This window comes from Paractinoplanes deccanensis, from assembly GCF_016862115.1.
In the GTDB taxonomy this organism is placed as follows: Bacteria; Actinomycetota; Actinomycetes; order Mycobacteriales; family Micromonosporaceae; genus Actinoplanes; species Actinoplanes deccanensis.
In genome coordinates this window covers 99,002-122,564 of record NZ_BOMI01000165.1, presented here as the reverse complement: position 1 = coordinate 122,564, position 23,563 = coordinate 99,002, and the positions used below count along the sequence as shown (strand labels likewise).

The window sequence follows — 23,563 nt, the reverse complement described above, 5'->3', positions numbered from 1 at the left end:
GAGCGTGCCGGGGCCGACGCTGGGCACATGACCGAGGCAACTACCAGAACGCGGCCGGAGGGCCTGCTCGCCGAGGTGCGCTCCCAGCCGTTCCCGTGGTGGGCCATGCTCGTCACCGGAGTCTTCGGCACGGCGTTCGGCGTCGCCGTGCTCGTCTGGCCCGACATCAGCCTGCGGATCATGGCGCTGCTGGTCGGGATCTGGCTCTTCATGAGCGGGGCGGCGTGGGTCGTCGGCGCGTTCGTGCCCGGCGAGGGCAAGAGCGCCGGCGAGCACGTGCTCACCGGCGTCGTGGGCATCGTGGTGCTGGTCGGCGGCCTGCTCTGCCTGCGCGACCTGGTCACCCGGCTCACCGTGCTGGCGCTGATCTTCGCCGCCACCTGGATCCTCAGCGGGATCGCCGAGCTCATCGCCGCCTACCGTGCCACCGGCGTGCGCCGGGCGGGGCTGATCGGCGTCGGGCTGCTCTCCGTGGTGGCCGGCATGATCCTGCTCTTCGCGCCCGGCCTCTCGCTGACCGCGCTCGTGCTGCTCACCGGGATCAGCAGCATCGTGGTCGGCCTCGGCGAGATCGTCCTCGCGTTCTCCCTGCGCCGCTCGGCGCCCTGATGGGCGCGGTCACCCGCGCGCTGGCCCTCGTCGGGCTCGGGTGGGCGGCCACCGGCGTCACGATCGCCGTCCTGCCCGGGGTCAGCGCCCGCAGCGGCTGGGACGTGCTGGTCGTCGCCGTCGCGGTCGGCCTGCTCGGCGCCGTGCTCCGCCCGGCGCTGGCCGGCCTGCTGGCGTGGATCGGCTGGGCCGGGGTGGTCGCCGGCTGGCTGGCCGCCCAGGCGCTGATCGTCTATCTGGTGCTGGAGCTGTCGCCCGGCATCCACCTCGACGGGTTCTGGCCGGCGTTCTGGGCGGCCTGGATCGCCGCCACGCTGATGAGCCTCGGGCTCTGGGTGGTGACGGCGGGACAGCCCGGCGTCGTCACCCGGCACCTGATCCGCGCGCACCGCCGGTGGCGGCGCGACGTGACCCGCACGCGGGCCCCCGGCCTCGTGATGATCCAGATCGACGGGCTGTCGGCGCCGCTGGCCCGCTGGGCGGTCGAGGCCGGCAACCTCCCGACGCTGGCCGGCTGGCTGCGCGCCGGGCACACGCTCACCGAGTGGCACGCCCGGCTGCCCGCGACGACCCCGGCCAGCCAGGCCGGCCTGCTGCACGGCGCGAGCGACCAGGTGCCGGCCTTCCGCTGGTACGAGAAGGACTCCGGGCGCCTGATCGTCACCAACCGGCCCGCGGACGCCGCGCTGGTCGAGCGGCGCTGCGCCGGCGCCCTGCTCGCGGACGGCGGGGTCAGCGTCAGCAACGTCTTCTCCGGCGGCGCGCCCATCTCGCTGCTCACCATGAGCACGGTCCGCGGCGGCCGCCGGCCCGACCGCTACGTCAGCGCGTACCTGCTGGACCCGTTCGGGCTCACCCGCTCGCTGGTGCTGACCGTCGGCGAGATCGTCAAGGAGCTCTACCAGGCGCGGCGCCGCCGGCTGCGCGGGGTGGAGCCGAGGATCGGCCGCGACTGGGGCTACGTGCTGCTGCGCGGCGCGACAAACGTGCTGCTGCGCCACCTCAACCTCGCGCTCGTCGCCGAGCACATGATGCGCGGGGCGCCGGCGATCTACTGCGACTTCGTCGACTACGACGAGATCGCGCACCACGCGGGCCCCTTCCGGCCCGAGGCCCTGGCCTCCCTCGAGGGCGTGGACGCGGTGCTGGCCACGCTGGCGGAGGTGGCCCGCGCCGCGCCCCGGCCGTACCGCTTCGTCGTGCTCTCCGACCACGGGCAGAGCCAGGGCGCCACTTTCGCCCAGCGCTTCGGCCTGCGCTTCGAGGACCTCGTGGATCAGCTGACCGCCGGCGAGGTGGTCGCGCCCGAGGAGGACGAGCAGGAGGGCCGCGCCCGGGTGCTGCGCGCCGGCCTCACGCCCACGTCCGGCGCCGGCCCGGACGAGGCGGAGGTGGCGCGGCCCGAGATCGTGGTCGCCGCCTCCGGCAACCTGGCGCTGATCTACCTGGCCCGCGTGGCCGGGCGCGCCACGCTGGAGGAGATCGAGGAACGGCACCCGAAGCTCGTCGACGGGCTGGTCGCCCATCCCGGCGTCGGCTGGGTGATGGCCCGCTCGCGCCGCGACGGCCCCGTCGTGCTGGGCCGCGGCGGCCGCCGGCTGCTCGACGGCGACCGCGTCGAGGGTGCCGACCCGCTCGCCGGCTTCGGGCCGCACGCCGCCGACGACCTGCGCCGCCACGACGGCCTCGCGCACACCGGCGACCTGCTGGTGAACAGCCTCTGGGAGCCGGCCACCGGGGAGGTCGCCGCGTTCGAGGAGCTGATCGGCTGCCACGGCGGCCTCGGCGGCTGGCAGGACCGGCCGCTGCTCATCCACCCGCGCGAGTGGCCCGTGCCCGCCGGCCTGACCGGCGCGGACGCCGTGCACGACCTGCTCCGCGCCTGGCTCGACAACGAAGGGAACATCCCATGTGCCGCTGGCTCGCCTACTCCGGAACACCCATCCGCCTCGAAGAGCTCCTCTACAAGCCCCAGTGGTCGCTGATCGACCAGAGCATGCACTCGCGGATGGGCGTCGAGACCACCAACGGCGACGGGTTCGGCGTCGGCTGGTACCCGCTCGACGGCCCGGCCGACCCGGCTCTGTTCCGCGGCGTCGGGCCCGCCTGGAGCGACGCGAACCTCCGCGAGGTCGCCCACGCCACCGTGTCGCCGCTGTTCCTCGCGCACATCCGGGCCAGCACCGGCACGGCCGTGCAGCAGACCAACTCGCACCCGTTCCGGCACGAGAACTGGCTCTGGGTCCACAACGGCTCGATCCGCGACTTCCTCAGGCTCAAGCGCGACCTGGTGATGGCGATCGACCCGGACCTGTACCCGTCGCTGGCCGGCTCGACCGATTCGGAGGTCATGTTCCACCTGGCCCTGACGTACGCGCTGCGCGACCGGCCGATCGCCGCGGTGGAGCGGATGGCCGGTCTCGTCGAATCGGTGGCGCGGGCGCACGGCGTGCCGGATCCTCTCCAGATGACCGTCGCGACCACCGACGGCGACCGCGTCTGGGCCTTCCGCTACTCCAGCGAGGGCCACAGCCGGTCGCTGTTCTACAGCACCGACATCAGCGCGTTGCACCAGCTCTACCCGGACGACAAGCGGCTGCGCGGGCTCTCCGACGAGACCCGGCTGGTCGTCTCCGAGCCGCTCGGCGACCTGGAGGGCGCCTGGCAACCGGTGCCCGAGGCGAGCTGGGGCGTGATCCAGAAGGGCGAGGACGAGCTGGGCCGCTTCGAGCCGGCCATGCCTTGATCGCTGTCGCGCACGTCTCGGACCTGCACCTCGGGGCGCACGACCCGGCGGCGGCGGCCGGCCTGGTGGCCGACGTGGTGGCGGCCGGGCCGGACCTGACCGTGGTCACCGGCGACAGCACGATGCGGGCCCGCACCCGCGAGTTCCGGCAGGCCCGCACGCTGCTCGGCCGGCTGCCCCGGCCGCTGCTGGTCGTCACCGGCAACCACGACCTGCCGCTGCTGAGCTGGCGGCGCGTGCTCGACCCGTACGGCAGATACCGGAGCTGGATCTGCGACGAGCTCGACCCGGTCCGCCGGATCCCGGGGCTGACGGCCCTGGGCCTGCAGTCGATGCCGCGCTGGCGATGGAAGAACGGGCGGCTGACCCACCGGCAGGCCGGGCTGGCCGCGCGGGCGCTGGGCGAGGCACCGGCCGGCGACGTCCGCGTGCTCGCGCTGCACCACCCGCCGTCTGCCGGATGGCTGCCGGGCTGGCGCCGGGTGGTGCGCGCCGGCCGGCCCGACCTGGTGCTCGCCGGGCACACCCACCTGCCGCGGGTGCTGGCGGGCGACGGCTGCACCCTGGTGGTCGCCGGCACCGCGACCAGCCACCGGACGCGCGGCGTGCCGCACTCGTGGAGCCTGATCACGGTGTCCGGCGGCCTCTTCGCCGTCGAGGAGCGCTACCTCGACGGCGGCGGCTGGTACACCGGGCGGACCACGAAGGTGCCACGGCTCAGTGCAGCAGCGTCTTGAGGACGATCAGGCTGGCGCCGAACGCGCCGGCGACCACGGTGGAGACGATCCGCTCATTCAGCGTCAGCCGTCCGCCGGCGCCGATCCGCCAGCCCGCCATGCAGAGCAGCAGCGTCGTGGTCCCGAGCGAGGCGATCTCCGCGCTGATCAGCGTCGCGCCGGTGATCTTCACGGCGAGCAGCACCAGCAGCGGCAGCAGCGACGCCGTGACCAGCTCCCAGCCGCTGGTCAGCTGGGCGCGCAGGGTGTGCCAGGTGGGGCGGTGTCCCTGGTGGATGCGCTCGGCGACGATCCGGGCGTACCGCTCGGCCGCCCAGTAGATCACCAGCGTCACCAGCACGGCGGCGACGACCGCCCGGGCGGTCGCGCCGTGCCCGGCGACGAGGACCGCGGCGCCGACGATGAGCCCGTAGATGCCGGAGGCGGTCGCCTCCTCGGTCTCCCGCCGGATCCGGACCTTGAGCGGGATCCAGGTGCGCGTCATGCCCCCGAGCGTCGCCCGCGGACACCCCGCGCGGACTCATCCGGCGAGGGTGAACCCGCGCGCGGCCCGGCCCGGGGATGCTGGAGGATGTGCCGAACGAGTTGCGCCGTGCCTCGGACCGTCTGGAGAGCCTGATGGTCTTCACCCTGGTCATGACCTTCCTGGCCGGGGCGCCGCTGCTGGGCTGGTGGGCCGGGCAGCAGGCCTACCGCACCGACCTGCGGGCGCAGCGCTGGGAGCGCGAGCACACCTTCGAGGTGCAGGCCGTGCTGCGCGGCGACCCGGTGCCGTCCGTCGGCGGCCGCACCGGAGCGACCCTCACCGCCCGGGCCACCTGGACGGCACCGGACGGCAGCCCGCGCGAGGGCGCCGTGCCGGTCACGCCGGACGACGCGGCCGGCAGCCGGATCCGCATCTGGACGGACGACCGCGGAACGCCGCGCCAGCCCCCGCCGCAACGGCAGCCCGCCGCCCAGGGCGTGATGGTCGGCGCCGCCGTCGTGCTCTGCGCCGCCGCGGCCACGGCCGGGCTGCACCGCATCGGCCGGGCGCTGATCGACCGGCGCCGCTACCGCGCGTGGGAGCGCGAGTGGCTCGAGGTGGGCCCGCGCTGGAGCCGCGACCGCCGCTGACGTCCGCACCCACGCGCGGGTGGTGCTCGCCGGCTCGTTCGGCCAGGTGGCGGCGCCGACGCCGGCCGCGATCCCGAGCTACGCGACGCCCGCGGGGCGTCAGTCCGCGGTCAGCGTGCGCGAGCCGCCGACCACGAGCGTGACGACCGCGTCCACACCGTCGAGGCCGGCGTCGTCCAGCTGCTGGCGCAGCGCGGGCCGGCTCGCCTCCGGCAGCGGGCCCATGGCGACCACGCGCAGCGTGCCGCGCTCCACCCGGATGTCGGTGAGCTGCCAGCCCTGCTCGGCCGCCCACCGGCCGGCGACCGGCTCGGCGCGGGACAGGATGATCTGCTCCTGGAGGGCCTGCCAGCTGCCGTACGCCAGGGGAGCGGCCACCAGCACCAGCGACAGCACGACGGTCGCCACGGTCCTCGCGCCCAGCGCCCCGACGCGCAGCCCGGCCTCCCCGGCCGCGTCGCGCAGCCGGGCGCCGAGCATGATGGCCAGGCCGGTGGCGATGATCGCGGCGACGTTGGTGCCGAAGAGCAGCAGGGCGCCGAACGACTCGCCGTAGGCGCCCGACTCCAGCGTGAGGCCCACGACGGCCAGGGGCGGGACCAGCGAGATGGCGATGGCCACGACCGCCGCGGTGCCGGCCAGCACCAGGCCGAGATTGACCAGGATCTGGCGCCGGTCGGCGAGCACGATCGCCAGGGCCGTGCCGAGGATCGGCGTCATCAGCGGTGCGACGATCATCGCCCCGATGACGGTCGCGGTCGAGTCGGCGACCACGCCCGCTGCGGCGATCACCGCGGCCAGCGTGAGCAGCACCCCGAACGTGGTGAGGTTGCGCCGCGGGTCGCCACGCGTGAGGAACAGCCGCGCGGTGATGCGCTCGACGTCCGCGGCCGAGGCGCGGATGCCGGGCCACGCCCCGCCGGCCACTACGGCTCGACGACGGCACTGCCGGGCAGCGCCTTGGCCTCGGTGCGGTCCTCGAAGGACGGGCCCCGCGAAGCCTCACCGGCCGGGTTCTGGGACATGGGCGGGGCTCCTTCAGGGTCGACGGCGCCGTTCCCCGATCGTGACCGCGTGGTCCGGCGCACGGCCTCACCCGCGCCTGATGAGGCACCGCGGGCGGGCGCGAGTCATGCCTGCCGGACGATGTCCCGCGCGCCGCGACGCGGAACGCTCGAGGGATGGCCGAACGAACCAGGACGGGCCGCTTCTCTCCCGAGCTGCGGCGTGCACTCATCCCGTTCGCGTTGGCGCAGTTCATCTGCAGCTACGCGGGCTCCAACATGAACGTGATGATCAACGACATCAGCGAGGACCTGAACACCACGGTGTCCGGCGTCCAGGTGACCATCACCGTCTTCCTGCTGGTGATGGCGGCGCTGATGATCCCGGGCGGCAAGCTGACCGATCGGTACGGGCGCAAACGCTGCCTCACCGTCGGCCTGCTCGTCTACGCCGTGGGCGCCCTGCTGAGCGCGGCCGCGCCCGGCATCTGGGTGCTCGTGCTCGGCAACTCGATCCTGGAGGGCGTCGGCACCGCGCTGCTCATCCCGCCGGTCTACATCCTCACCACGCTGCTCTTCACCGACCTGGCCTCGCGCGCCAAGGCGTTCGGGGCGATCAGCGCGATGGGTGGCGTCGGCGCGGCCACCGGCCCGCTGATCGGCGGTTTCATCACCTCCGCCTTCAGCTGGCGGGTCGCGTTCCTCTTCCAGGCGGCGATCGTCATCCTGATCGCCGTGCTGTGCCGCCGCTGGGTCACCGACCCGCTGCCGCCCGAGCCGGCGATGCCCTTCGACGTGCGGGGGACGATCTCGTCCTCGGTCGGCCTGGTGCTCGTGGTCAGCGGCATCCTGGCCGCCGACGACAACCTCGCCGTCTGCGCCGCCATGATCGTCGCCGGCATCCTCGTGCTCACCTGGTTCTTCATCTCGGTCCGCCACCGCGAGCGGGCCGGCAAGCCGGTGCTGCTCTCCACCAGCCTCTTCAAGAACCGCGTCTCCAACCTCGGCATGATCACGCAGAACATCCAATGGCTGATGCTCATGGGCACGTCCTTCGTGGTCTCGGCCTACCTCCAGGTTGTGCGCGGCTACAACGCGATCGAGACCGGCCTGATCTTCACGGCGACCACCGTCGGCGTGCTGTTGTCGTCGCTGCTGGCCGAGCGCTTCGCCCGCCGGCGCGCCCAGCGCACCCTGATCAGCGCCGGTTTCGCCCTCACCATCGCCGGCATCGCGATCCTGCTGCCGATGGTCAGCGCCACCGACGGGCCGTGGGCGTTCCTGCCGGGCCTGTTCGTCATCGGCTTCGGCCTGGGCGGCATGCTCACCCCCTCGGTCAACGTGGTGCAGTCGGCGTTCGGCGAGGACCTGCAAGGCGAGATCTCGGGGCTGTCGCGCAGCGTGTCCAACCTGGGCTCGTCGCTGGGCGGCGCGATCGCGGGGACCATCCTGGTGGCCGGGATCACCGCCACGCCCGGCCGGTCGTACGCGCTCGCGATGATCGCGGTCGGCGTGGCCGGGCTCATCGGCCTGGCGGCTGCGCTGGCTCTGCCCCGAGGCCGTCCGGGCCAGCCGCTCGCGGCCCAGTGACCACCCGGTCCTGCGGGCGGCGTTCCTGCTCGCGGGCGAGCAGCTCGAACGCCCGCTCGTCGGCCGCCGTGGGATGCGCCGGGTCGAGGGCGCGCGGCCACAGGCGGGCGTGCCGGACGGCGGCCGCCTCCGCGGCGTACACCAGGACGTTGCTCAGCAGGTAGAGCAGGGTGAACGCCGCGGCGACCGTGGCGAAGCCCCCGTAGACGGGCCCGGCCCGGCGGGCCATCCCGGGCAGCAGCGCCGTGCCGAGGCCGAGCACCAGCGCGATCGCCACACCGCCGGGCACCGCGGCCGGCCACAGCGCCCGCACCGGCGCCGGACGGGCCAGCAGCAGCTTCGCGACGGCGATCAGGGTCGCGCCCGCGACGACCGCGCTGCCGGCCAGGAAGACCGCCGCGGTCGCCGCCGCCGCGGCCGTGCCGGCCAGCAGCACCAGCAGGGCCGCCAGCACGCGCAGCAGCCAGGCGGCCATGCCGTGCCGGTGCCGGAACGGCACCGCGGCCAGGTGATTGAGGGTTCGGTAGGCGGAGAAGACCACCCCGGCCCCGGTGAACAGCAGCGTGCCCAGGCCGACCGCGAGCGCCGCATAGGACGTGGGCAGCTCGGCGACGGCCCGCTCCACGTCCGCCCGCAGCGACGGCGGGACGATGGCCGCGACCAGCTCGGCGCGCAGCTCCGGGCGCCGGGCCAGCAGCTGGGTCAGCACCGCCACGCCGAGCAGCAGCAACGGGAACAGGCTCAGGAAGCCGTAGTACGTGATCAGGGCGGCCTCCCGCGCGCCGCCGTCGTCGAGATACTTGCGCACGACGGCGTGCGGGAAGCCGAGGATCGCGTGCCGCCGCTGGAAGTCGTCGGCGCGGCGGAGCAGCCCGGCGGGGGTCAGCAGGTCCCCGTCAGCGCGGCGGCCAGATCCTGAGCCGTGCCGCGCAGCGCGCCGGCGGTGGCCCGTACGGCGGTGAACGACGCCGCTCCGGGATCGGCCTCCGCGCCCTGCAGCGCCGCGCCGAAGTTCTCGGCGGCGGTCCGCAGCGCGTCGGCCTGCGCGCCGAACTGGGCCTGCGCGTCGGTGACGAGCTGCGCGATGTCGTCGCGCAGCTGGGTGAACAGCGGCCGGAGCTGGGACAGGCCGTTCTCCGACACGTTGGTGTTGCGGATGTGCTCGACCGTGACGCGCACGGCGTCGGCGCTGTCGCACACCGGCGGCGTGTCCGCGGCGGAGGCCGCGTCGTCGCCGCAGCCGGCGAGCAGGCCGAGAAGCAGGACCAGGATCGCAAGACGCCTCATGCGGGCAACGATCCGCCGCCCGGGCCGCGCGGTCCTCGCCCGTGCGGGATGAGGCGGCGCCGGATCGCCCGCCCGACGATCGGGACATGACGATCGGACCCGTCCAGCTGCTCGTGCTCGGCTTCCGCCATGCGGACCTCCGGGGCGGGATCGTCGAGGAACTGGAGCGGCTGCGGCGCTCCGGCGCGGTGCGGGTGATCGACGCGCTCGCCGTCTACAAGGACGCCGCCGGGGCGATCGAGGTCGAGGACCTGAGCACCCTGACCACCGAGGAGGCCGTGGAGCTCGGCAGCCGGGTGGGTGCCCTGGTCGGGCTCGCGATCGAGGGGGAGCCGGGCATGGTCGCCGGTCGCTCGCTCGACGACGCGGGGGCCTGGGACGTGATCGGCGAGATTCCGCGAGACAGCGCGGCGGCTCTGATCCTCATCGAGCACCACTGGGCCGTGCCGCTGCGCGACGCCGTCGTGCGGGCCGGCGGCTTCCGCGCCGCGGACGGGTTCGTCGGCCCGGACGACCTGCTCGAGGTCGGCCTGCTCAACGCCGAGGAGGCCAGGGCGTGGCACGACCTCGGCGGCGCGGCGACCCGGGTCGCCCGCCGCACCCGCCGGCGAGCCGCCCGCCGGGTCAGCCGGCGGACGGCCCGCCGCCGTTGAGGGCCAGCCTGCGCAGCCTCGCCCAGTCCAGGTCCGGCCGGGCCGGGGGTACGCCCGGCCGGTGCCTGGGCACCCGGACGCGCAGCGCGCCCGGGCGGATCGTGCAGCGCACCGGCGTGGGCAGCACCAGCGCCTCGCCGTCCACGCCGACCGGCAGCTCCGCGACGTCGGCGTCGATCACGGCCTCGGTGACCTCGCGGGTGGCCACCGAGCGTGCCCGGCCACCCGCGCTGATCAGGTTCGCCGCGTCGACGGCGCCGCGCACGGTCACCGCGAGCACGCCCAGCACCCCGCGGTCCAGGCTCGACCGCCGGCCCGTACCGCTCGCGTAGGGGTTGTTGCTGACCAGCACCGCCTGCGGCCCGGTGAGCGTGCCCTGCTCGGTGGTCAGCCGCAGCGGCCGGTCCTCGGTCAGCACGGCCGGCAGCATCTCCAGCGCGGTGCCGATCTTGTCGTCGCGGTACGCGGAGCTCTGCACGATCTCGGCGTACGCCCCGAACGACGCGTTGTTGACGAAGGTCCGGCCGCCGATCGAGCCGAGGTCGATGCGCATCTCCACGCCGTCGGAGAGCGCGTCCAGGCAGGTCGACGGATCCTCCCGGTCCAGGCCGAGGTCGAGCGCGAAATGGTTGCGCGTGCCCGCCGAGATCACCAGGAACGGCAGGCCGTGCTCGGCGGCGATCCCCGCCACCAGGGCCTGGGTGCCGTCGCCACCGGCCACGCCGAGCAGGTCGGCGCCGTCGCGGACCGCCCGCCGGGCGACGTCGGCCACGTCCACGGCCGGTCCGTCCAGCACGTACACCTCGGCACCGAGGGTGCGGGCCCGCTCGGCCAGGTGGAAGCGCTCGACCTTGCCGCCCCCGGAGCGCGGATTCATGATCAGGTACGGCTTCCGGGGAGGCGGCGACTCGTACTCGTCCGGCTCGCTCGCGTCCGTCGTCAGCGCCCGCCGCCCGGCGGCGACGGCGCCCGCCCACAGCAGGCCGAACAGGACCACCACCCACACCAGGTTCGCGCGCGCGAACAGCACGGCCACGGTCAGCGGCGCGAGCACCACGACAGCGCCGGCCAGCCAGCGAAGCACGCCGTGGTGGGTGAGGAACCACCACGCGGCGGCCAGGCCGATCGCGACCCCGGCCGCGCCGGTGATCAGCAGCGCGAGGCTGCCGCGGATCCCCGCCGCGGCGAGGACGAGCACTCCGGCGGCCGCGATCGTGACGAAGGCGAGCCGCGCCAGCCAGCGTTCGGTCATGCACCCACCCTCGGCGGGTGCCGGGCGCCGCACCTCATACCAGCGGGATGAGGTGCGGCGCAACGCGCCGGGGGAGCGTCGTCATCAGCCTCCTCGAGAAGGGACCCCGTCGTGCCGAAATCCCGCCTGCGGCATCCCGCCGAGATCCCCATGTACGTGTTCATGGTGATCCTCAACGTGGTCATCATCTGGGCGATCCTCCAGGCCGCCTTCACGCTGCCGTTCCTGCCCGACCGCATCCGCGAGGGCGGCTGGGGCACGGCCGTGCGCTCCGCCTTCCTCGGGCTGCTGCTGCTCGTACCGGCGCTGGTGGTGATCCGCGAGACGCAGCGCGCGTCCGTCCGCGGCACCGCGGTCGAGCTCAGCCCGCGGCAGTACCCGGACCTGTACCGCACCATCGACGAGTTCGCCCACAAACTCGGCCTGCCCCGCCGCCCGAGCATCTACCTGGCCAACGGCAACGGCACGCTCAACGCCTTCGCCGCCCAGGCCACCGGGCACGACTACGTGGTGGTCGCCAACGAGCTCTTCGTCAACCTGCGCGACAACAACCACGAGGGGCTGCGCTTCATCCTCGGGCACGAGGTGGGGCACATCAAACTGCACCACGTCTCGCTGTGGTACCAGCTCTCGGTCGCCTACTCGGAGCGGATCCCGATCCTCGGCCCGACGCTGTCCCGCCTGCGGGAGTATTCGTGCGACCGGCACGGCGCCTACCTGTGCCCGGACGGGGCGACCGGGCTGGTGCTGCTGGCCGGCGGTCGCTACACCGAGCACACCGTCGACATCGGCGAACTGGTCAGCCAGGGACGGCGGCTGCGCGGTTTCTGGGTCGGGCTGGCCCAGCTGCCCATGTCCCACCCGTACACGGTCCGCCGCCTCGAAAGGCTTTTCTCCCTCGGTCTGCTGCGGTCATCCGCGAAGGATGACGTGCGGGCCGCCCACACCGTTACAGGCTGACCGTCATGGATCACGCCGACGCGTACGAGAAAGCGGCCCGCAAACTGAGCGCCGAGCGTGCGTTGCGGCCCTGGCAGGTCGAGCTGCTCAAGCTCCAGCAGTACCTGGAGGACCAGGAAGCGCGGATGATCGTGCTCTTCGAGGGGCGCGACGCCGCCGGCAAGGGCGGGGCGATCCGCCGGGTCACCCGCTTCATGAACGAGAAGCGGTACCGGGTGGTCGCGCTCGGCCGGCCCACCGAGGAGCAGCGGTCGCAGTGGTACTACCAGCGCTACGTGGCCCAGTTCCCGGCCGGCGGTGAGATGGTCCTGTTCGACCGCAGCTGGTACAACCGCGCGATGGTCGAGCAGGTGTTCGGGTTCTGCTCGCCGAAGGAGTACAACGACTTCCTCGAGGGTGTGACGGGCTTCGAGAAGGACCTCGTCCGCACCGGCACGATCCTGGTCAAGCTCTACTTCAGCGTGACGCGTGAGGAGCAGGCGCGGCGCTTCGAACGCCGCCGCACCGACCCGCTGCGCCAGTGGAAGCTCAGCGAGATCGACCTCCAGGCGCAGGACCGCTGGGACGACTTCACCATGCGCAAGTACGACATGCTGCGGCGTACCGGCACCGCCGAGGCGCCGTGGGTGATCGTGCGATCCAACGACAAGCAACAGGCACGGCTGAACACCATGAAGGTCATCCTCAACGCGGTCGACTACAAGGGACGCGCGCCCGACCTCGACTTCACGCCGGATCCGCGGATCGTCGTGCCGGGCGACGAGGAGGTCGCCCTCATGGAGGGAGGCACATGGTCATGACCGACGCGACGTACCAGGTCAGGGTCTCCGGGGTGATCCCGGAGGAACTGCTGGAGGAGCTGCGGGACCTGACGGTCAGCGTGGAGCCGCCGGAGACGGTCCTGCACGGGTCGCTGCCGGACCAGTCGGCGGTCGTGGGGCTGATCTCGCGCATCCACGGCCTCGGGCTGCGGCTCATCGAGGTCCGCCGGCTCCCGCCCGACGACGTGGAACTCCCGGCCGACCGGGACGACAAACGATAGGAGACGATCGAGATGTCGGAGACACAGGCGAGGTCCAACTACGTGGCCGACGAGCCGTACGTGCCCGGGAAGCGGCGCACGGCGGAGCCGACCGCCTGGGTGGGCGTCGTCATCTTCGCGGCCGTGATGCTCATGCTGATGGGCGGCTTCCAGGTCATCGAGGGCCTGGTCGCCATCTTCCGCGACGACTACTACCTCACGACCAGGAACGGCCTGGTCCTCACCCTCGACTACACGGCCTGGGGCTGGACCCACCTGATCATCGGGCTGATCGCGGTCGGCACCGGCATCGGTATCTTCGCCGGCCAGATGTGGGCCCGCGTGGTCGGCATCGTGATCGCCTGCCTGAGCGCCCTGGCGAACATGGCCTTCCTGCCGGCGTACCCGATCTGGTGCGCGATCGTCATCGCCATGGACGTGCTGATCATCTACGCCCTCGCGGTGCACGGCCGCGAGGTCAAGTGAGCGCAGCCGTGAACCGCCCGCTCGACTGGCTGCGACTGACCGGGGGGATCCTGGCCGTCGTCCTCGGCGTCGTCGCGTACGCCTGGCCGTCCGCGACGCTGAAGGTGGTCGGCTTCCTGTTCGGCCTCAACCTGCTGGTGGCGGGCGTGGTGCGCATGGTCGCGCTGCTGATGAGCCCCGGGTACCCGGTCCTCAACCGGGTGCTCGGGATCATCCTGGGCGTGCTGACGGCCCTGCTCGGCCTGCTCTGCATGCGCAACGTGGTGGCGTCAGTGGGCGTCCTGCTCCTGGTGGTCGCCATCGGCTGGATCCTCGACGGCCTGGCCGAGATCTTCGTGGCGGTCGGCAGCGGCGAGCCGGGCGGCAGCTGGCGCATAGGCCTAGGGCTGGTCGCGGTGCTGGCGGCGGTCGCGCTGCTGGTGTGGCCGGGCATCGGCCTGAAGGCGTTCCTGTTCTTCGGCGCCACGGTGCTGGTCTTCGTCGGCCTTTCCCTGATCTTCATCGCGATAGCCGGCATGCGAGCCCGGCCGGCCATGGCCCACTAGCGGCACCGCCGGCGTGCGCGCCGGGGCCCGGCCGAGGGCGAGCCGGGCCGCGGCCACCGCGCTGTGGAACGAGACCTCGCTCAGCAATCCCGGCGCGGCGACCTGGTCACCGGCGAGATAGACGCCGCCGCCCCGATCGATCGCCGGCCGGTCCCGCCAGGTCCGCCCGGGCAGATCCAGCGCGCCGGTGCGGCGATGCGCGACCGCGTCGCGCCGCCAGGTGACCCGGGACCGCCAGCCGGGCAGCGCCAGGTCGGCCAGCGCCTCCAAGCGGGCCAGACCGCCGGCCTTCGGCTCACCCGGGCGCAGCGGCATCTGCGCCTGGATCAAGGACTCCCCGGCCGGTGCCAGGCTCGGATCGGGCAGGCTGTACCGCTCCAGCCACCCGGCCTCGTCGAGATCGGCGACGACGAACGCGTCACCGTGCGCGGCGCGCACGCCCAGGTCGAGCAGGACGGCCCGGCCGCTCTCCCCACGCGGCAGCGAGGTGCCGAGCAACGTGGCGGCGGCGTCCAGCGAGGTCGCGACGATGACCGGGGTGGCCGGAAGGCTGTTCACCCGGGCCCCGGTCTCGATCCGCACGCCCAGGCCGCGGGCGTACGCGGCGAGCCGGTCCACCAGGCCGGTCCAGCCGCCGATGACATACCGGACGACGGGAACGGGTGCGGTGACTCGCAGCAGACGTGGCCACACGAACGCGGCCGACAGGCGGCCCGGGTCGGCGTCGAAGGTGGCGACTCCCATGAGGTTCGACGCCATCGTCGCCGCGTCCGGCCCGTGCCGCTCGCGAAGCCAGGCGTGAAAATCGAGGTCGACCGGCGCGTCACGGCGGCGGGACGAGACCGCGCCCAGAAGCGCCGCCGGTGGCGTACGGCGCAGCCGGCCACCGTGGCGGAACCGGGCCCCGGCCAGCCCGCGCAGCGGGATCGCGCTGAAGGCGCCGATGAGGTCACGGTCGGCGAGCCAGCCCCACCAGGGCCCGTCGCTGTAAAGCACGTGCGGGCCCTCGTGGGCGATGTACGGCGGCTCGGTGGCGCGGGCGCGGCCGCCCAGGGTGCGATGGGCCTCCAACAGGCGGACGCGGGCACCGGACTCGGCACAGGTGATCGCGGCGACGAGCCCGGCGAAGCCGCCGCCGACGACAGTGATTGTCTGCATGACCCGGTGACGACGTAGGGCACAATCGTGTGACATGGAGGCCTGGGTGGAGCACCGCCGCTACCTCTTCGCCGTCGCGTACCGGTTGCTGGGCAACGCGTCCGACGCCGAGGACGCGGTGCAGGAGGCGTACCTGAGGCTGCGCGGCGCGACGCCACCGGACCTGGTGAACGAGCGGGCCTGGCTCACCACGGTGACCTCGCGCATCTGCCTGGACGTCCTCGGCTCGGCCCGAGCCCGCCGGGAGACGTACGTCGGCACCTGGCTGCCCGAACCGCTCATCGGCTACGACGACACCGACCTGGGCGACACGGTGGCGCTGCGCGAGTCGATGCGCACCGCCGTGCTCCTCGTCCTGGAAACCCTGTCGCCGGCGGAGCGTGTCGCCTTCGTCCTGCACGACGCGTTCGGCATGAGCTTCGACCAGCTGGCAACGGTGCTCGAACGCACACCGGCGGCGTGCCGGCAACTCGCCTCACGGGCGCGCCGGCGCGTCCGCGACGAGGCACCCCCGCGCAAACCCGTCTCGGCCGAGGAAACGCAGCGGGTCCTCGCCGCGTTCGTCGCGGCCAGCGCCGACGGCGACCTGTCCGAACTGGTCCACCTGCTCGATCCCCAGATAGTCCTGCGCTCCGACGGCGGCGGTGCGGTCCCCACGGCACGCAAGCCGGTGCACGGCCCGGAGCGGGTGCTCACCCTGCTGTCCGGCCTGGCGCGCCGCTACGCCGGGGTACGCCTCGAGCCGGTGTCGCTGGCCGCGGGCGACGGCTTCGTGCTCGAACGGGACGGCGCCGTCCTGGGCGTGGTCGGCATCGAGACGGCCGGCGGGCGCATCGCGGAGCTCAATCTCGTGGTGAACCCTGCGAAGGTGCCGTCCTGGCCGGTCTCGTCGGTGTGACCGCTACGGCGCCGGTCCGGGGCTCAGCGCCGCGACCGGTGTCCTAGCGGCGATCGGTCCTTCGGTGAGTCGCGCGTTCGTTGCGCCAACACACCGGCCTCGCCACCGCGGGCCTCGACCCGCGTGTCGCTGTGCGCGTTACCGCCGCGTTGCCTTCCGGCCGCCGCGTCGGGCCCTGCGTTGCCTTTCCCCGCGCCTCCAGGCGAGCCGGAACCTTCCTTGTCGCCTACCGGGACGGACGACCCAGTCGCCCCGCGGTGCCGCATCATCGCCCGCCACCACACCACCGGCCAGTCGCCACCCGAGACAGAACGTTCGTTCTTGCCCACGAGCGAGCCGACCCGGGAAGTGTCGCGCGGCCCCCGCCGCCCGCCCGCCGCTGCGGTGCGCGAGACAGAACGTTCGTTCTGCTGTTGGGTATGTGGGCGCGCGGCCTGCCCGCTGTCTGCCGTTGGCCGCTTTGGTGCGCGAGACAGAACGTTCGCGCAACTACTCGGGTTTGTGTGGGCGTTGAGCAAGTCACAGAGAGCTGTGACTGTGGATCTCCGTTGGCGAAGCTGAGCGCGTTAGGTGGCGATGTCGATCTCGATGGCGGCGTCATCGGTTGAGCCGAGCCGCGGTAGTTGAAACGGGGTGTGGGTAGTCGGAACCGTGGCGAGGAGAGGAACGGGCGGCGGCCGCCACCGTCGCCGGCCCGACGGAGAATTGACTCGCCGCGTCAGGGGGATTGTCGATGTAATTCCTCCATGCGTATCACCGCAGGAACCGTCGCCGACGGCATCCGTGAACAGCTCTTCACTGTCGGCGACATCCCTGGAGTGCTCTGGACGCCCGCCGAAGGCTCCGGTCCCCGTCCCCTGGTCTTGATCGGGCACGGCGGCGGCCAGCACAAGAAGGGATGGGAGGTCGTCTCCCGAGCCTTCCCGTACGTCACCGCTTGCGGCTTTGCGGTCGCCGCGATCGACGCGCCAGGTACTGGTGACAGGCCGGAGCATCCGGAGATCCGGCGGCTCGTTGCGCTGATCGACGAACGAAAGGCTGCGGGCGAGCCCTTCGGACCCGCGCTGCCCGCCCTCTACGAAACCGTGGCGGCAGAACTCATCCCCAACTGGCAGACCACCCTGGACGCGTTGCAAAAGCTGGACTCCGTCGGCGACAGCCAGCCCGTCGGGTACTACGGCCTGTCCGCTGCCGGGGAGTCGGGCATCCGCCTTGTCGCGGCCGAACCCCGGATCACTGCTGCGGTCCTCGGCCTCATGGCATGCGACTGGCTCCTGGACACCGCAGCGCGGATCACGATCCCCGTCGAGTACCTGCTGCAGTGGGACGATGAAGGCAATCCGCGGGACTCAGTCATGAAGCTGTTCGACGCACTCGGCTCCGCCGAGAAGACCTTGCACGCCAACCCCGGTGGCCACTTCCGGATCCCCGCTTTCGAAATCGACAGCTCGATCCGATTCTTCGCTAGGCACCTGGGCAACGCTGGCGTGCCGAGCAGTTCCTGACACCGCAGGAGCCCGCGCCGCCGCGCGGTCAGCCGCTACGTACTGTCCCTGCCCACGCCCGCCGCTAGCCCGGTCACACCTACGGCGCGGCGGTTGGGGCGAGACGCTGCCCACGAAGTGAGCCAGGGTGGCGTTCTCGTCGACGCGAGCGAGCCGCCCGATGTCGCCGCACCGCGGAGAGGCCAGGCACAGGAAGCGGCGGCGGCCAACTGCTCAGCCGATCCCCCGTGGGCGGGCTCCCGCCCACCTGCCGAGCGGTTCAGCGCCGGCGACCGTACCTCTCGCGGAGCTTGTCGAGGTCCTTCCGGTTGTCGACGAACTCGCGCACCATGCCGCACCGCAGGCAGATCAGCCGGGCGATCCAGACGCCGCGGAAGGCGCCGATGCCGATGCCGATGCCGCCGGCGCCGTGCCCGTCGCCGGGGCCGCTGGGGATGCGGATGATGTCGTCGCCGGCGCAGTTCGGGCATGTTCCGAAGGTGACCTCTGCCACGGCATGATCGTGGGCCGGTCTGTCAAGCCGGGTTAGCCTCGGGCCATGCCGAGCTTCGAGATCACTCCGATCGGGACGGTCCGTAACGAGCGGACGGATGTTCAGGACACCGACAACTGGGGCGCCGTGCGCAGCACGATCACCGTCGACGAGCGTTTCGGGGAGGCGTGCCTACAAGGGCTGGAGGGCTTCTCGCACGTGGAGGTGCTCTTCGTCTTCGACCGGTTTCCGGATGACGGCGACTTTCGCGAGCCGCGCCCGTACCGGGGGATCGAGGGTCTTCCGCCGATGGGGGTGTTCGCCGGGCGGGGCCCGCGCCGGCCGAACCGGCTCGGGGTGACGTGCTGCGCGATCGAGTCGGTGAAGGGGCGTGAGCTCACCGTGGTGGGTCTCGACGCGGTGTCGGGCACCCCGGTGGTCGACCTGAAGCCGGTGATGGCCGAGTTCGTGCCGGCCGGCGTCGAGCAGCCCGCGTGGGTGGGCGGCGTGATGGCGGACTACTTCAAGCCGTAGGCGAGGAGCGGGCGAAAACCGGTGGAGCCCCACGGCGGCGCGCTGCTAGCTTCGGGGACCACAGTGTTCTGCGCACCGACGAGGACAGGCCGTTGTACACCAGCTGAGATTCCGAACGGGCACGTCGTGACTTTTCTCCCGCGACGCGCTTCTTCAGCGTGCGCGGATCTCAGCGGAACAGGTGTGACTTTGGTGATCAACTTTGTGGCGGGACAGACCGTCTGGGTGGTGGGCCCGGGGCGACACGGGCCGACGGTACTGCGCGAGCCCGCGGTGCTCGAGGCCGGCGTGCTGCACGTGTCGGTCCACTTCGTTCAGCGCAGCCCCGTCCGGCTGCTGCGTGTGCTCTCGGCCGGCCTCGGCATGTCCCGGTCCGAGGTGCGCCGGCTCGTCGCGGACGGCAGCCTGTCGTCGGCGCGCCGGCTCACCGGCAAGTCGGCCGGCGACTTCAGCTTCACGCTGCGGCGGGGCCTTCCGGCGCCGTACCGGCCGCCGGCCGTGGAGCGGCCGGCGGCCGGGCGGGTCACCGGCGATAGGTCTGGAGGAACACGGCCTCGGCGTGGGCCAGGCCGGCGATCTCCGTGGGGTCGACGCTCTCGTTAGGGGCGTGGATCAGGGCCAGCGGCTCCTCGACGCCCATCAGGATGATCTCGGCGTCGGGGTAGGTGTCGGCGAAGACGTTGCACAGCGGGATGGAGCCACCCTGGCCCAGGGTGGTCATCTCGCGGCCGAAGGCCTCCTTCATGGCGGCGGCCAGGGCGCGGTAGGCGGGTCCGCCGGTGCGGGCCTCGAAGGGCTGGCCGATGGCTTCCTTCTCCACCGTGACCTGGACGCCCCAGGGCGCCGCGGCGTGCAGCTGGGCGATCAGGGCGTCCTGAGCCTTCACCGCGTCCGTGCCCGGCGGCACCCGCAGGTTGAGCCGGGCGCGGGCGTGCGGCTGGATCGCCGCGGCCGAGCCGACCACCGGCGGGCAGTCGATGCCGAGCACGGTCACCGCGGGCCGGGCCCAGATCATGTCCGAGACCGTGCCGTCGCCGAGCAGGCCGACTCCGGGCAGCAGGCCGGAGTCGGCGCGGAACTGGTCGGTGGGGTAGGGCGCGCCGGACCAGGTCTGGGTGGCGTCCAGGCCCGCGATCGTGGTGTTGCCCGCCTTGTCGCGCAGGGACGCGAGGATCTGGATCAGCGCCGCGAGCGCGTCGGGCGCCGGCCCGCCGAACATGCCGGAGTGCAGCTCACCGGAGAGCGCCGACACCGACACCACCACGTTGACCATGCCGCGCAGGGTGACGGTGGCCGCGGGCACGCCGACGGCCGCGTTTCCGGTGTCGCAGACCAGGATCGCGTCGGCGGCGAGCAGCTCGGGGTTGCGCTGCACGAAGTCCTCGAGCCCGCCGGTGCCCTGCTCCTCGGAGCCCTCCACGATCAGCTTCAGGTTCACCGGTACGTCCGGCCCCAGCGCGCGCAACGCCGTCAGGTGCATGACGATGTTGCCCTTGCAGTCGGCCGCCCCGCGCCCGTACCAGCGCCCGTTCGCCTCGGTCAGGGTGAACGGCGGGGTGCGCCACGCGTCCTCGTCGAGCGGCGGCTGCACATCGTAGTGGGCGTAGAGGAGCACGGTGGGCGCGTCCGGGGCGCTTGCCCGCCGTACGCCATAGACAGCGCGACTGCCGTCGATGGTCTCCTCCAGCGCCAGGTCGGTGAAGCCGACCTCGGCGAAGTTGTCCACCACCCACTGCGCGGCGCGGGCGCACTCGGTGGCCGGGTACTGCCGGGGGTCGGCCACCGAGCGGAGGGACACCAGGTCGGCGAGGTCCGTCCGGGCCCGGCCCATCAGGTCGTCGATGCGGGAACGCAGGGTCACGGCTCAGGCCACCTTCTCGAGCTTGAGGTCGTCGACGACCTCCTGGAACTCCTCGATGTACTGCGGGCAGTAGACCTTGATGATCATCAGCTGGCCCTGGACCACCTTGTTGTCCGCGATGACCGGGCGCTGGCCCGGGCCGGCCGCCCCGTTGGTGAGCAGGCCGTAGAGGGTGGCCCGGCGCAGCGCGTTGCCGGGGCTGTCGCAGACCGCGCCGCCGTCGTCGCCGAGGACCCGGATGATCTGCTCCTCGGTGGGCACCCGCAGGCCGGCCGCGGAGAGCTCGGACTGCAGCTGCTGGGCCTTCTCCGACGCCTCCCGTGACTCGTGGGCGCTGCCGAAGGCGAAGAGCGCGGTGCCCAGCATGATCAGGAACGCGACGCCGAGCACGATGTAGGTGACGGTGTTGCTCTTGTGCTTGACCGAGACCTTCATGCGACCTCGACCTCCTCGTCCGGCGAAGCGGTCTTCCAGGACGGCTTGCGCAGGCGGTAGAAGAGGAACGGCACGAGCAGGCCGAGCCCGAGCGCGCCGCCCGCCACGATCGCCAGGTAGGCGCCGGCACTGCCGCCGCCGAACTGCGACGACGGGACGAAGCCGATGAGCAGCGCGGCGAGCGAGGCCGCGAAGCCGACGCCGCAGAGGCCGGTGAGCATCGGCGCCCGGTAGCCGCGCGGGTGGTCGGGGTGGCTGCGGCGCAGGCGCACCGCGGCGACGAACATCAGCAGGTACATGATCAGGTAGACCTGCGTGGTGATCACCGAGAAGATCCAGTACACACTGGACACGTCCGGGATCAGCGCGTACGCGAGGGCGATGACCGTGGTGATCAGGCCCTGGGTGACCAGGATGTTCTGCTGCACGCCGTGCTTGTTGAGCTTCTGCAGGAACGGCGGCAGGTAGCCCTCCTGGCGCGAGATCAGCAGCAGGCCCTTGGACGGCCCGGCGAGCCAGGTGAGCATGCCGCCGAGCGAGGCGGCGACGAGCATGACGCCGAGGATCGGGGTGAGCCACTGCGAGTTGAACGCGGCGAAGACCGCGTCGAACGCCTGCATGACGCCGGCCGTGAGCGACAGCTCCTCGGCCGGGACGACCCAGCTGATCGCCAGCGCGGGAAGGATGAAGATGAGCAGGACCAGACCCATGGCGAGGAACATCGCCCGGGGGAACTCGCGGCCCGGCTTGCGCAGCGACGACACGTGCACCGCGTTCATCTCCATGCCCGAGTACGACAGGAAGTTGTTGACGATGAGCACCAGGCTGGACAGCCCGGCCCACGCGGGCAGCAGGTTGCTCGCGGTCATCGGGGCGGCCGACTCGTTGCCCTGGCCGAGGAACGCGATGCCGAGGATGACCAGCAGCGTGCCGGGGATGAGCGTGCCGATGACCAGGCCGGCGCTGGCGAGTCCGGCGACACCGCTCGTGCCGCGCGACGACACCCAGACACCCGTCCAGTAGCAGACCATGATGACGAGCGCGGTCCAGACGCCGCTGGACGCCAGGTCGGGGTTGATGACGTACGCCAGGGTGCTGGCCACGAAGCCCAGCAGGCTCGGGTAGTAGAAGATGGTCATCGCGAACTGGCACCAGACGGCCAGGAAGCCCATCGGCTTCGAGATGCCCTCGCTGACCCACTTGTAGACCCCGCCGTTCCAGCCGGAGGCGAGCTCCGCCGACACCAGAGCGGTCGGCAGCAGGAACACGAGGGCGGGAAGCAGGTAGAGGAAGATGCTGGCCAGTCCGTAGACCGCCATCGTCGGCGCGGGGCGCAGGCTCGCCACCGAACTCGTCGTCATCAGGGCAAGTGCGACCCAGGAGATGTATCTGACGGCCTGCTGGGTTCTCGCGGCCCTGTCGCCCGTGTTGGCGGGCACGTCCGTCGCGCTCATGCCCCAGATCATCGGCATCGCTGGATGCCGCTCACCTCACCCCTTACGGGTGACTGTCGCGCCGACGAGCATTCCCACGGCGATGGCGACGAGCAGCGACACCATGTCGGCCACGCCGCCCACGCCCTGGATCGGATGACCGCCGATCCAGCTCTCCAGCCCGCGCAGGCCGTGCGATCCCGGCGTCAGGACATAAAAGGCGCCGAGATAGAGGACGTACGCCGGAGGCAGCCCTCGCCGGCGGCCCAGGCGCAGGGCGACGACCGTCATCACCACCGCGCCGGCGAACGTGCCGAACGGGTCGCCGAACGCGCGGGTCGCCAGCTCGGCCGCCGCGGCGGTCAGCAGGATGAGGCCGAGCGCCCACGGGAAGTCGCGCGGCGCCATCTGGAAGACGAACATCACCCCGAGCGCGAAGAGCACCCAGCCGCCCCACACCTCGAACGGGCCCAGGTTGCCGGGCACCGTCACGTCGAAGAGCACGCTCGGCGGCATCTGCAGCAGCACGGTCGCGACCAGGGCGCCGAACGCCAGCACCAGCAGGGCGACGAAGCTGTAGACGAGGCGCGCCGCGCCGGCGGTCATCCGGTTGTCGGCCAGCTCCAGGGCCGCCGCGCTGATCGCGTCGCCGGGGATGAAGTAGAAGAGCGCGGGCACGATCAGCTGGATCGGGCCCCCGTCGAGCGTGCCCCGGTCGTACAGCCACAGCACCACCACGGTGACCAGGATCGACGCGACGAACGGCTGGAGCAGCCGCATCCGCCCCGAGACCACGAGCAGGCCCACCAGCAGCCCGGTGATCGCCGAGACGCCCACCTGCTGCCAGGTGGCCTGCACCGAGATGCCGAAGCCGACGCTGAAGAGCACCAGCCCGGCCACCTGCCAGCCCTTGTTCCAGCGCGGCGGCATGCGCTGGATCTCGGCGAGGCGTTTCGCGGCCTCGGCCTCGGAGAGCTCGCCGAGGTCCGCCAGCAGCGCCTTGAACGCGGTCACCTGGTCGAGCGGGGGCACGCCCGGCTCCCGGGCGTACGAACAGGCCCGCCCGTCGACGGTCAGCAGCGCGGAGTCGGCGAGGAAGGTGACCTCGACCGAGTAGCCGTAGCGGGCGGCCACCTCGCGGACGATGCGCTCGCTTCGCACCGTCCCCTCGAAGCTGCCGCGCAGCAGCCACTCCACCAGCGGGCCCAGCAGATCCATGCGGCGAAGCTAGCCGGGCGGGTTCGTCCGACGATTCATCCGG

The 23,563-nt window shown here is 72.6% G+C and carries 26 protein-coding genes and 1 pseudogene; 16 read left to right on the top strand and 11 right to left on the bottom strand.

Features of this window, described 5'->3' with window-relative positions; translation table 11 throughout:
- Nucleotides 1–27 precede the first annotated feature (27 nt).
- The 4 genes from Ade02nite_RS40015 to Ade02nite_RS40000 are packed head-to-tail and all read left to right on the top strand — an operon-like array spanning nucleotide 28 to nucleotide 4,092.
- Nucleotides 28–609, top strand: coding sequence for an HdeD family acid-resistance protein (locus tag Ade02nite_RS40015; protein ID WP_203775372.1), 582 nt, complete (start codon nucleotides 28–30; stop codon nucleotides 607–609).
- Complete coding sequence (locus Ade02nite_RS40010; protein ID WP_203775370.1) at nucleotides 609–2,594, top strand: alkaline phosphatase family protein; 1,986 nt, start codon at nucleotides 609–611, stop codon at nucleotides 2,592–2,594. Before Ade02nite_RS40015 ends, Ade02nite_RS40010 begins: the two co-directional genes overlap by 1 nt.
- A complete protein-coding gene (locus Ade02nite_RS40005) occupies nucleotides 2,519–3,355 on the top strand; it encodes a class II glutamine amidotransferase (RefSeq protein ID WP_203775362.1) in 837 nt (278 codons plus the stop codon). The genes Ade02nite_RS40010 and Ade02nite_RS40005 overlap by 76 nt, the downstream gene beginning before the upstream one ends.
- Nucleotides 3,352–4,092 carry a metallophosphoesterase family protein gene (locus Ade02nite_RS40000; protein ID WP_203775360.1) on the top strand — a complete coding sequence of 247 codons (741 nt, stop codon included), beginning with the start codon at nucleotides 3,352–3,354 and terminating at the stop codon, nucleotides 4,090–4,092. Before Ade02nite_RS40005 ends, Ade02nite_RS40000 begins: the two co-directional genes overlap by 4 nt.
- Here the strand turns inward: Ade02nite_RS40000 and Ade02nite_RS39995 are convergent.
- The gene (locus tag Ade02nite_RS39995) at nucleotides 4,073–4,576 is read right to left on the bottom strand and encodes a hypothetical protein (RefSeq protein ID WP_203775358.1); all 504 of its coding nucleotides are present in this window, start codon (nucleotides 4,574–4,576) and stop codon (nucleotides 4,073–4,075) included. The genes Ade02nite_RS40000 and Ade02nite_RS39995 overlap by 20 nt on opposite strands.
- An 89-nt stretch (nucleotides 4,577–4,665) precedes the next feature.
- On the opposite strand from Ade02nite_RS39995, the gene Ade02nite_RS39990 reads away from it, so the two are divergent.
- Entirely contained in the window at nucleotides 4,666–5,208 is a 543-nt protein-coding gene (locus Ade02nite_RS39990; RefSeq protein ID WP_239169389.1) for an Rv1733c family protein, read from the top strand.
- A 99-nt stretch (nucleotides 5,209–5,307) separates the two neighbouring features.
- Here Ade02nite_RS39990 and Ade02nite_RS39985 read toward each other — a convergent pair whose 3' ends face one another.
- Complete coding sequence (locus Ade02nite_RS39985) at nucleotides 5,308–6,135, bottom strand: DUF389 domain-containing protein (RefSeq protein WP_203775354.1); 828 nt, start codon at nucleotides 6,133–6,135, stop codon at nucleotides 5,308–5,310.
- 254 nt (nucleotides 6,136–6,389) lie between these two features.
- Here Ade02nite_RS39985 and Ade02nite_RS39980 point away from each other — a divergent pair, with 254 nt between their 5' ends.
- Complete coding sequence (locus Ade02nite_RS39980) at nucleotides 6,390–7,802, top strand: MFS transporter (protein WP_203775352.1); 1,413 nt, start codon at nucleotides 6,390–6,392, stop codon at nucleotides 7,800–7,802.
- Here Ade02nite_RS39980 and Ade02nite_RS49870 read toward each other — a convergent pair.
- The gene (locus tag Ade02nite_RS49870) at nucleotides 7,735–8,610 is read right to left on the bottom strand and encodes a YhjD/YihY/BrkB family envelope integrity protein (RefSeq protein WP_239169388.1); all 876 of its coding nucleotides are present in this window, start codon (nucleotides 8,608–8,610) and stop codon (nucleotides 7,735–7,737) included. The genes Ade02nite_RS39980 and Ade02nite_RS49870 overlap by 68 nt on opposite strands.
- 74 nt (nucleotides 8,611–8,684) lie before the next feature.
- Nucleotides 8,685–9,089 (bottom strand): hypothetical protein, encoded by a 405-nt coding sequence (locus Ade02nite_RS49865; protein WP_239169387.1) that lies wholly within the window; start codon nucleotides 9,087–9,089, stop codon nucleotides 8,685–8,687.
- Between the two features lie 86 nt (nucleotides 9,090–9,175).
- Between Ade02nite_RS49865 and Ade02nite_RS39970 the strand changes: the two genes are divergently transcribed.
- The gene (locus Ade02nite_RS39970; protein WP_239169386.1) at nucleotides 9,176–9,742 is read left to right on the top strand and encodes a hypothetical protein; all 567 of its coding nucleotides are present in this window, start codon (nucleotides 9,176–9,178) and stop codon (nucleotides 9,740–9,742) included.
- On the opposite strand, the gene Ade02nite_RS39965 is transcribed toward Ade02nite_RS39970, so the two are convergent.
- The gene (locus tag Ade02nite_RS39965; RefSeq protein WP_203775348.1) at nucleotides 9,714–10,994 is read right to left on the bottom strand and encodes a diacylglycerol/lipid kinase family protein; all 1,281 of its coding nucleotides are present in this window, start codon (nucleotides 10,992–10,994) and stop codon (nucleotides 9,714–9,716) included. The genes Ade02nite_RS39970 and Ade02nite_RS39965 overlap by 29 nt on opposite strands.
- 111 nt (nucleotides 10,995–11,105) lie before the next feature.
- Between Ade02nite_RS39965 and Ade02nite_RS39960 the strand changes: the two genes are divergently transcribed.
- From Ade02nite_RS39960 to Ade02nite_RS39940, 5 genes are read left to right on the top strand one after another with little or no spacing between them, the layout of a single operon-like run.
- A complete protein-coding gene (locus tag Ade02nite_RS39960) occupies nucleotides 11,106–11,954 on the top strand; it encodes a M48 family metallopeptidase (RefSeq protein WP_239169385.1) in 849 nt (282 codons plus the stop codon).
- 5 nt (nucleotides 11,955–11,959) lie between these two features.
- The gene (ppk2, locus tag Ade02nite_RS39955) at nucleotides 11,960–12,754 is read left to right on the top strand and encodes a polyphosphate kinase 2 (RefSeq protein ID WP_203775346.1); all 795 of its coding nucleotides are present in this window, start codon (nucleotides 11,960–11,962) and stop codon (nucleotides 12,752–12,754) included.
- Nucleotides 12,751–12,996, top strand: coding sequence for a DUF8691 family protein (locus Ade02nite_RS39950; RefSeq protein WP_203775344.1), 246 nt, complete (start codon nucleotides 12,751–12,753; stop codon nucleotides 12,994–12,996). The genes ppk2 and Ade02nite_RS39950 overlap by 4 nt, the downstream gene beginning before the upstream one ends.
- A gap of 12 nt (nucleotides 12,997–13,008) precedes the next feature.
- Nucleotides 13,009–13,461: a DUF7144 family membrane protein gene (locus tag Ade02nite_RS39945; RefSeq protein WP_203775342.1), complete on the top strand. Its 453-nt coding sequence runs from the start codon at nucleotides 13,009–13,011 to the stop codon at nucleotides 13,459–13,461.
- A complete protein-coding gene (locus Ade02nite_RS39940; RefSeq protein WP_239169384.1) occupies nucleotides 13,458–14,006 on the top strand; it encodes an HdeD family acid-resistance protein in 549 nt (182 codons plus the stop codon). Before Ade02nite_RS39945 ends, Ade02nite_RS39940 begins: the two co-directional genes overlap by 4 nt.
- Nucleotides 14,007–15,002: 996 nt before the next feature.
- Here Ade02nite_RS39940 and Ade02nite_RS49860 read toward each other — a convergent pair.
- Nucleotides 15,003–15,164: pseudogene (locus tag Ade02nite_RS49860) on the bottom strand (NAD(P)-binding protein); the annotation flags it as partial.
- Between the two features lie 34 nt (nucleotides 15,165–15,198).
- Between Ade02nite_RS49860 and sigJ the strand changes: the two are divergent.
- Together sigJ and Ade02nite_RS39930 are read left to right on the top strand one after the other, a co-directional pair.
- Entirely contained in the window at nucleotides 15,199–16,062 is an 864-nt protein-coding gene (gene sigJ / locus Ade02nite_RS39935; protein WP_203775340.1) for an RNA polymerase sigma factor SigJ, read from the top strand.
- A 746-nt stretch (nucleotides 16,063–16,808) separates the two neighbouring features.
- Nucleotides 16,809–17,567, top strand: a complete 759-nt coding sequence (locus Ade02nite_RS39930) for a dienelactone hydrolase family protein (protein ID WP_203775338.1) — start codon at nucleotides 16,809–16,811, stop codon at nucleotides 17,565–17,567.
- A 259-nt stretch (nucleotides 17,568–17,826) separates the two neighbouring features.
- Here the strand turns inward: Ade02nite_RS39930 and Ade02nite_RS39925 are convergent, their stop codons facing one another.
- Nucleotides 17,827–18,060 carry a hypothetical protein gene (locus tag Ade02nite_RS39925; RefSeq protein ID WP_203775336.1) on the bottom strand — a complete coding sequence of 78 codons (234 nt, stop codon included), beginning with the start codon at nucleotides 18,058–18,060 and terminating at the stop codon, nucleotides 17,827–17,829.
- Between the two features lie 45 nt (nucleotides 18,061–18,105).
- Between Ade02nite_RS39925 and Ade02nite_RS39920 the strand changes: the two genes are divergently transcribed.
- Nucleotides 18,106–18,573 (top strand): SAM-dependent methyltransferase, encoded by a 468-nt coding sequence (locus tag Ade02nite_RS39920; RefSeq protein WP_203775334.1) that lies wholly within the window; start codon nucleotides 18,106–18,108, stop codon nucleotides 18,571–18,573.
- Between the two features lie 21 nt (nucleotides 18,574–18,594).
- Nucleotides 18,595–19,176 carry a DUF1062 domain-containing protein gene (locus tag Ade02nite_RS50840; protein ID WP_369076682.1) on the top strand — a complete coding sequence of 194 codons (582 nt, stop codon included), beginning with the start codon at nucleotides 18,595–18,597 and terminating at the stop codon, nucleotides 19,174–19,176.
- Here Ade02nite_RS50840 and Ade02nite_RS39910 read toward each other — a convergent pair.
- Genes Ade02nite_RS39910 through Ade02nite_RS39895 form a run of 4 tightly spaced genes read right to left on the bottom strand, consistent with a single transcriptional unit; the run spans nucleotide 19,097 to nucleotide 23,520 of the window.
- Nucleotides 19,097–20,434, bottom strand: coding sequence for a dipeptidase (locus Ade02nite_RS39910; protein ID WP_203775330.1), 1,338 nt, complete (start codon nucleotides 20,432–20,434; stop codon nucleotides 19,097–19,099). The genes Ade02nite_RS50840 and Ade02nite_RS39910 overlap by 80 nt on opposite strands.
- Before the next feature lie 3 nt (nucleotides 20,435–20,437).
- Nucleotides 20,438–20,869 carry a hypothetical protein gene (locus Ade02nite_RS39905; protein WP_203775328.1) on the bottom strand — a complete coding sequence of 144 codons (432 nt, stop codon included), beginning with the start codon at nucleotides 20,867–20,869 and terminating at the stop codon, nucleotides 20,438–20,440.
- Complete coding sequence (gene gadC / locus Ade02nite_RS39900; protein WP_239169383.1) at nucleotides 20,866–22,323, bottom strand: glutamate/gamma-aminobutyrate antiporter GadC; 1,458 nt, start codon at nucleotides 22,321–22,323, stop codon at nucleotides 20,866–20,868. The genes Ade02nite_RS39905 and gadC overlap by 4 nt, the downstream gene beginning before the upstream one ends.
- Nucleotides 22,324–22,359: 36 nt before the next feature.
- On the bottom strand, nucleotides 22,360–23,520 hold the full coding sequence (locus tag Ade02nite_RS39895; RefSeq protein ID WP_203775326.1) for a threonine/serine exporter family protein: 1,161 nt from the start codon (nucleotides 23,518–23,520) through the stop codon (nucleotides 22,360–22,362).
- Between the last annotated feature and the right edge of the window lie 43 nt (nucleotides 23,521–23,563).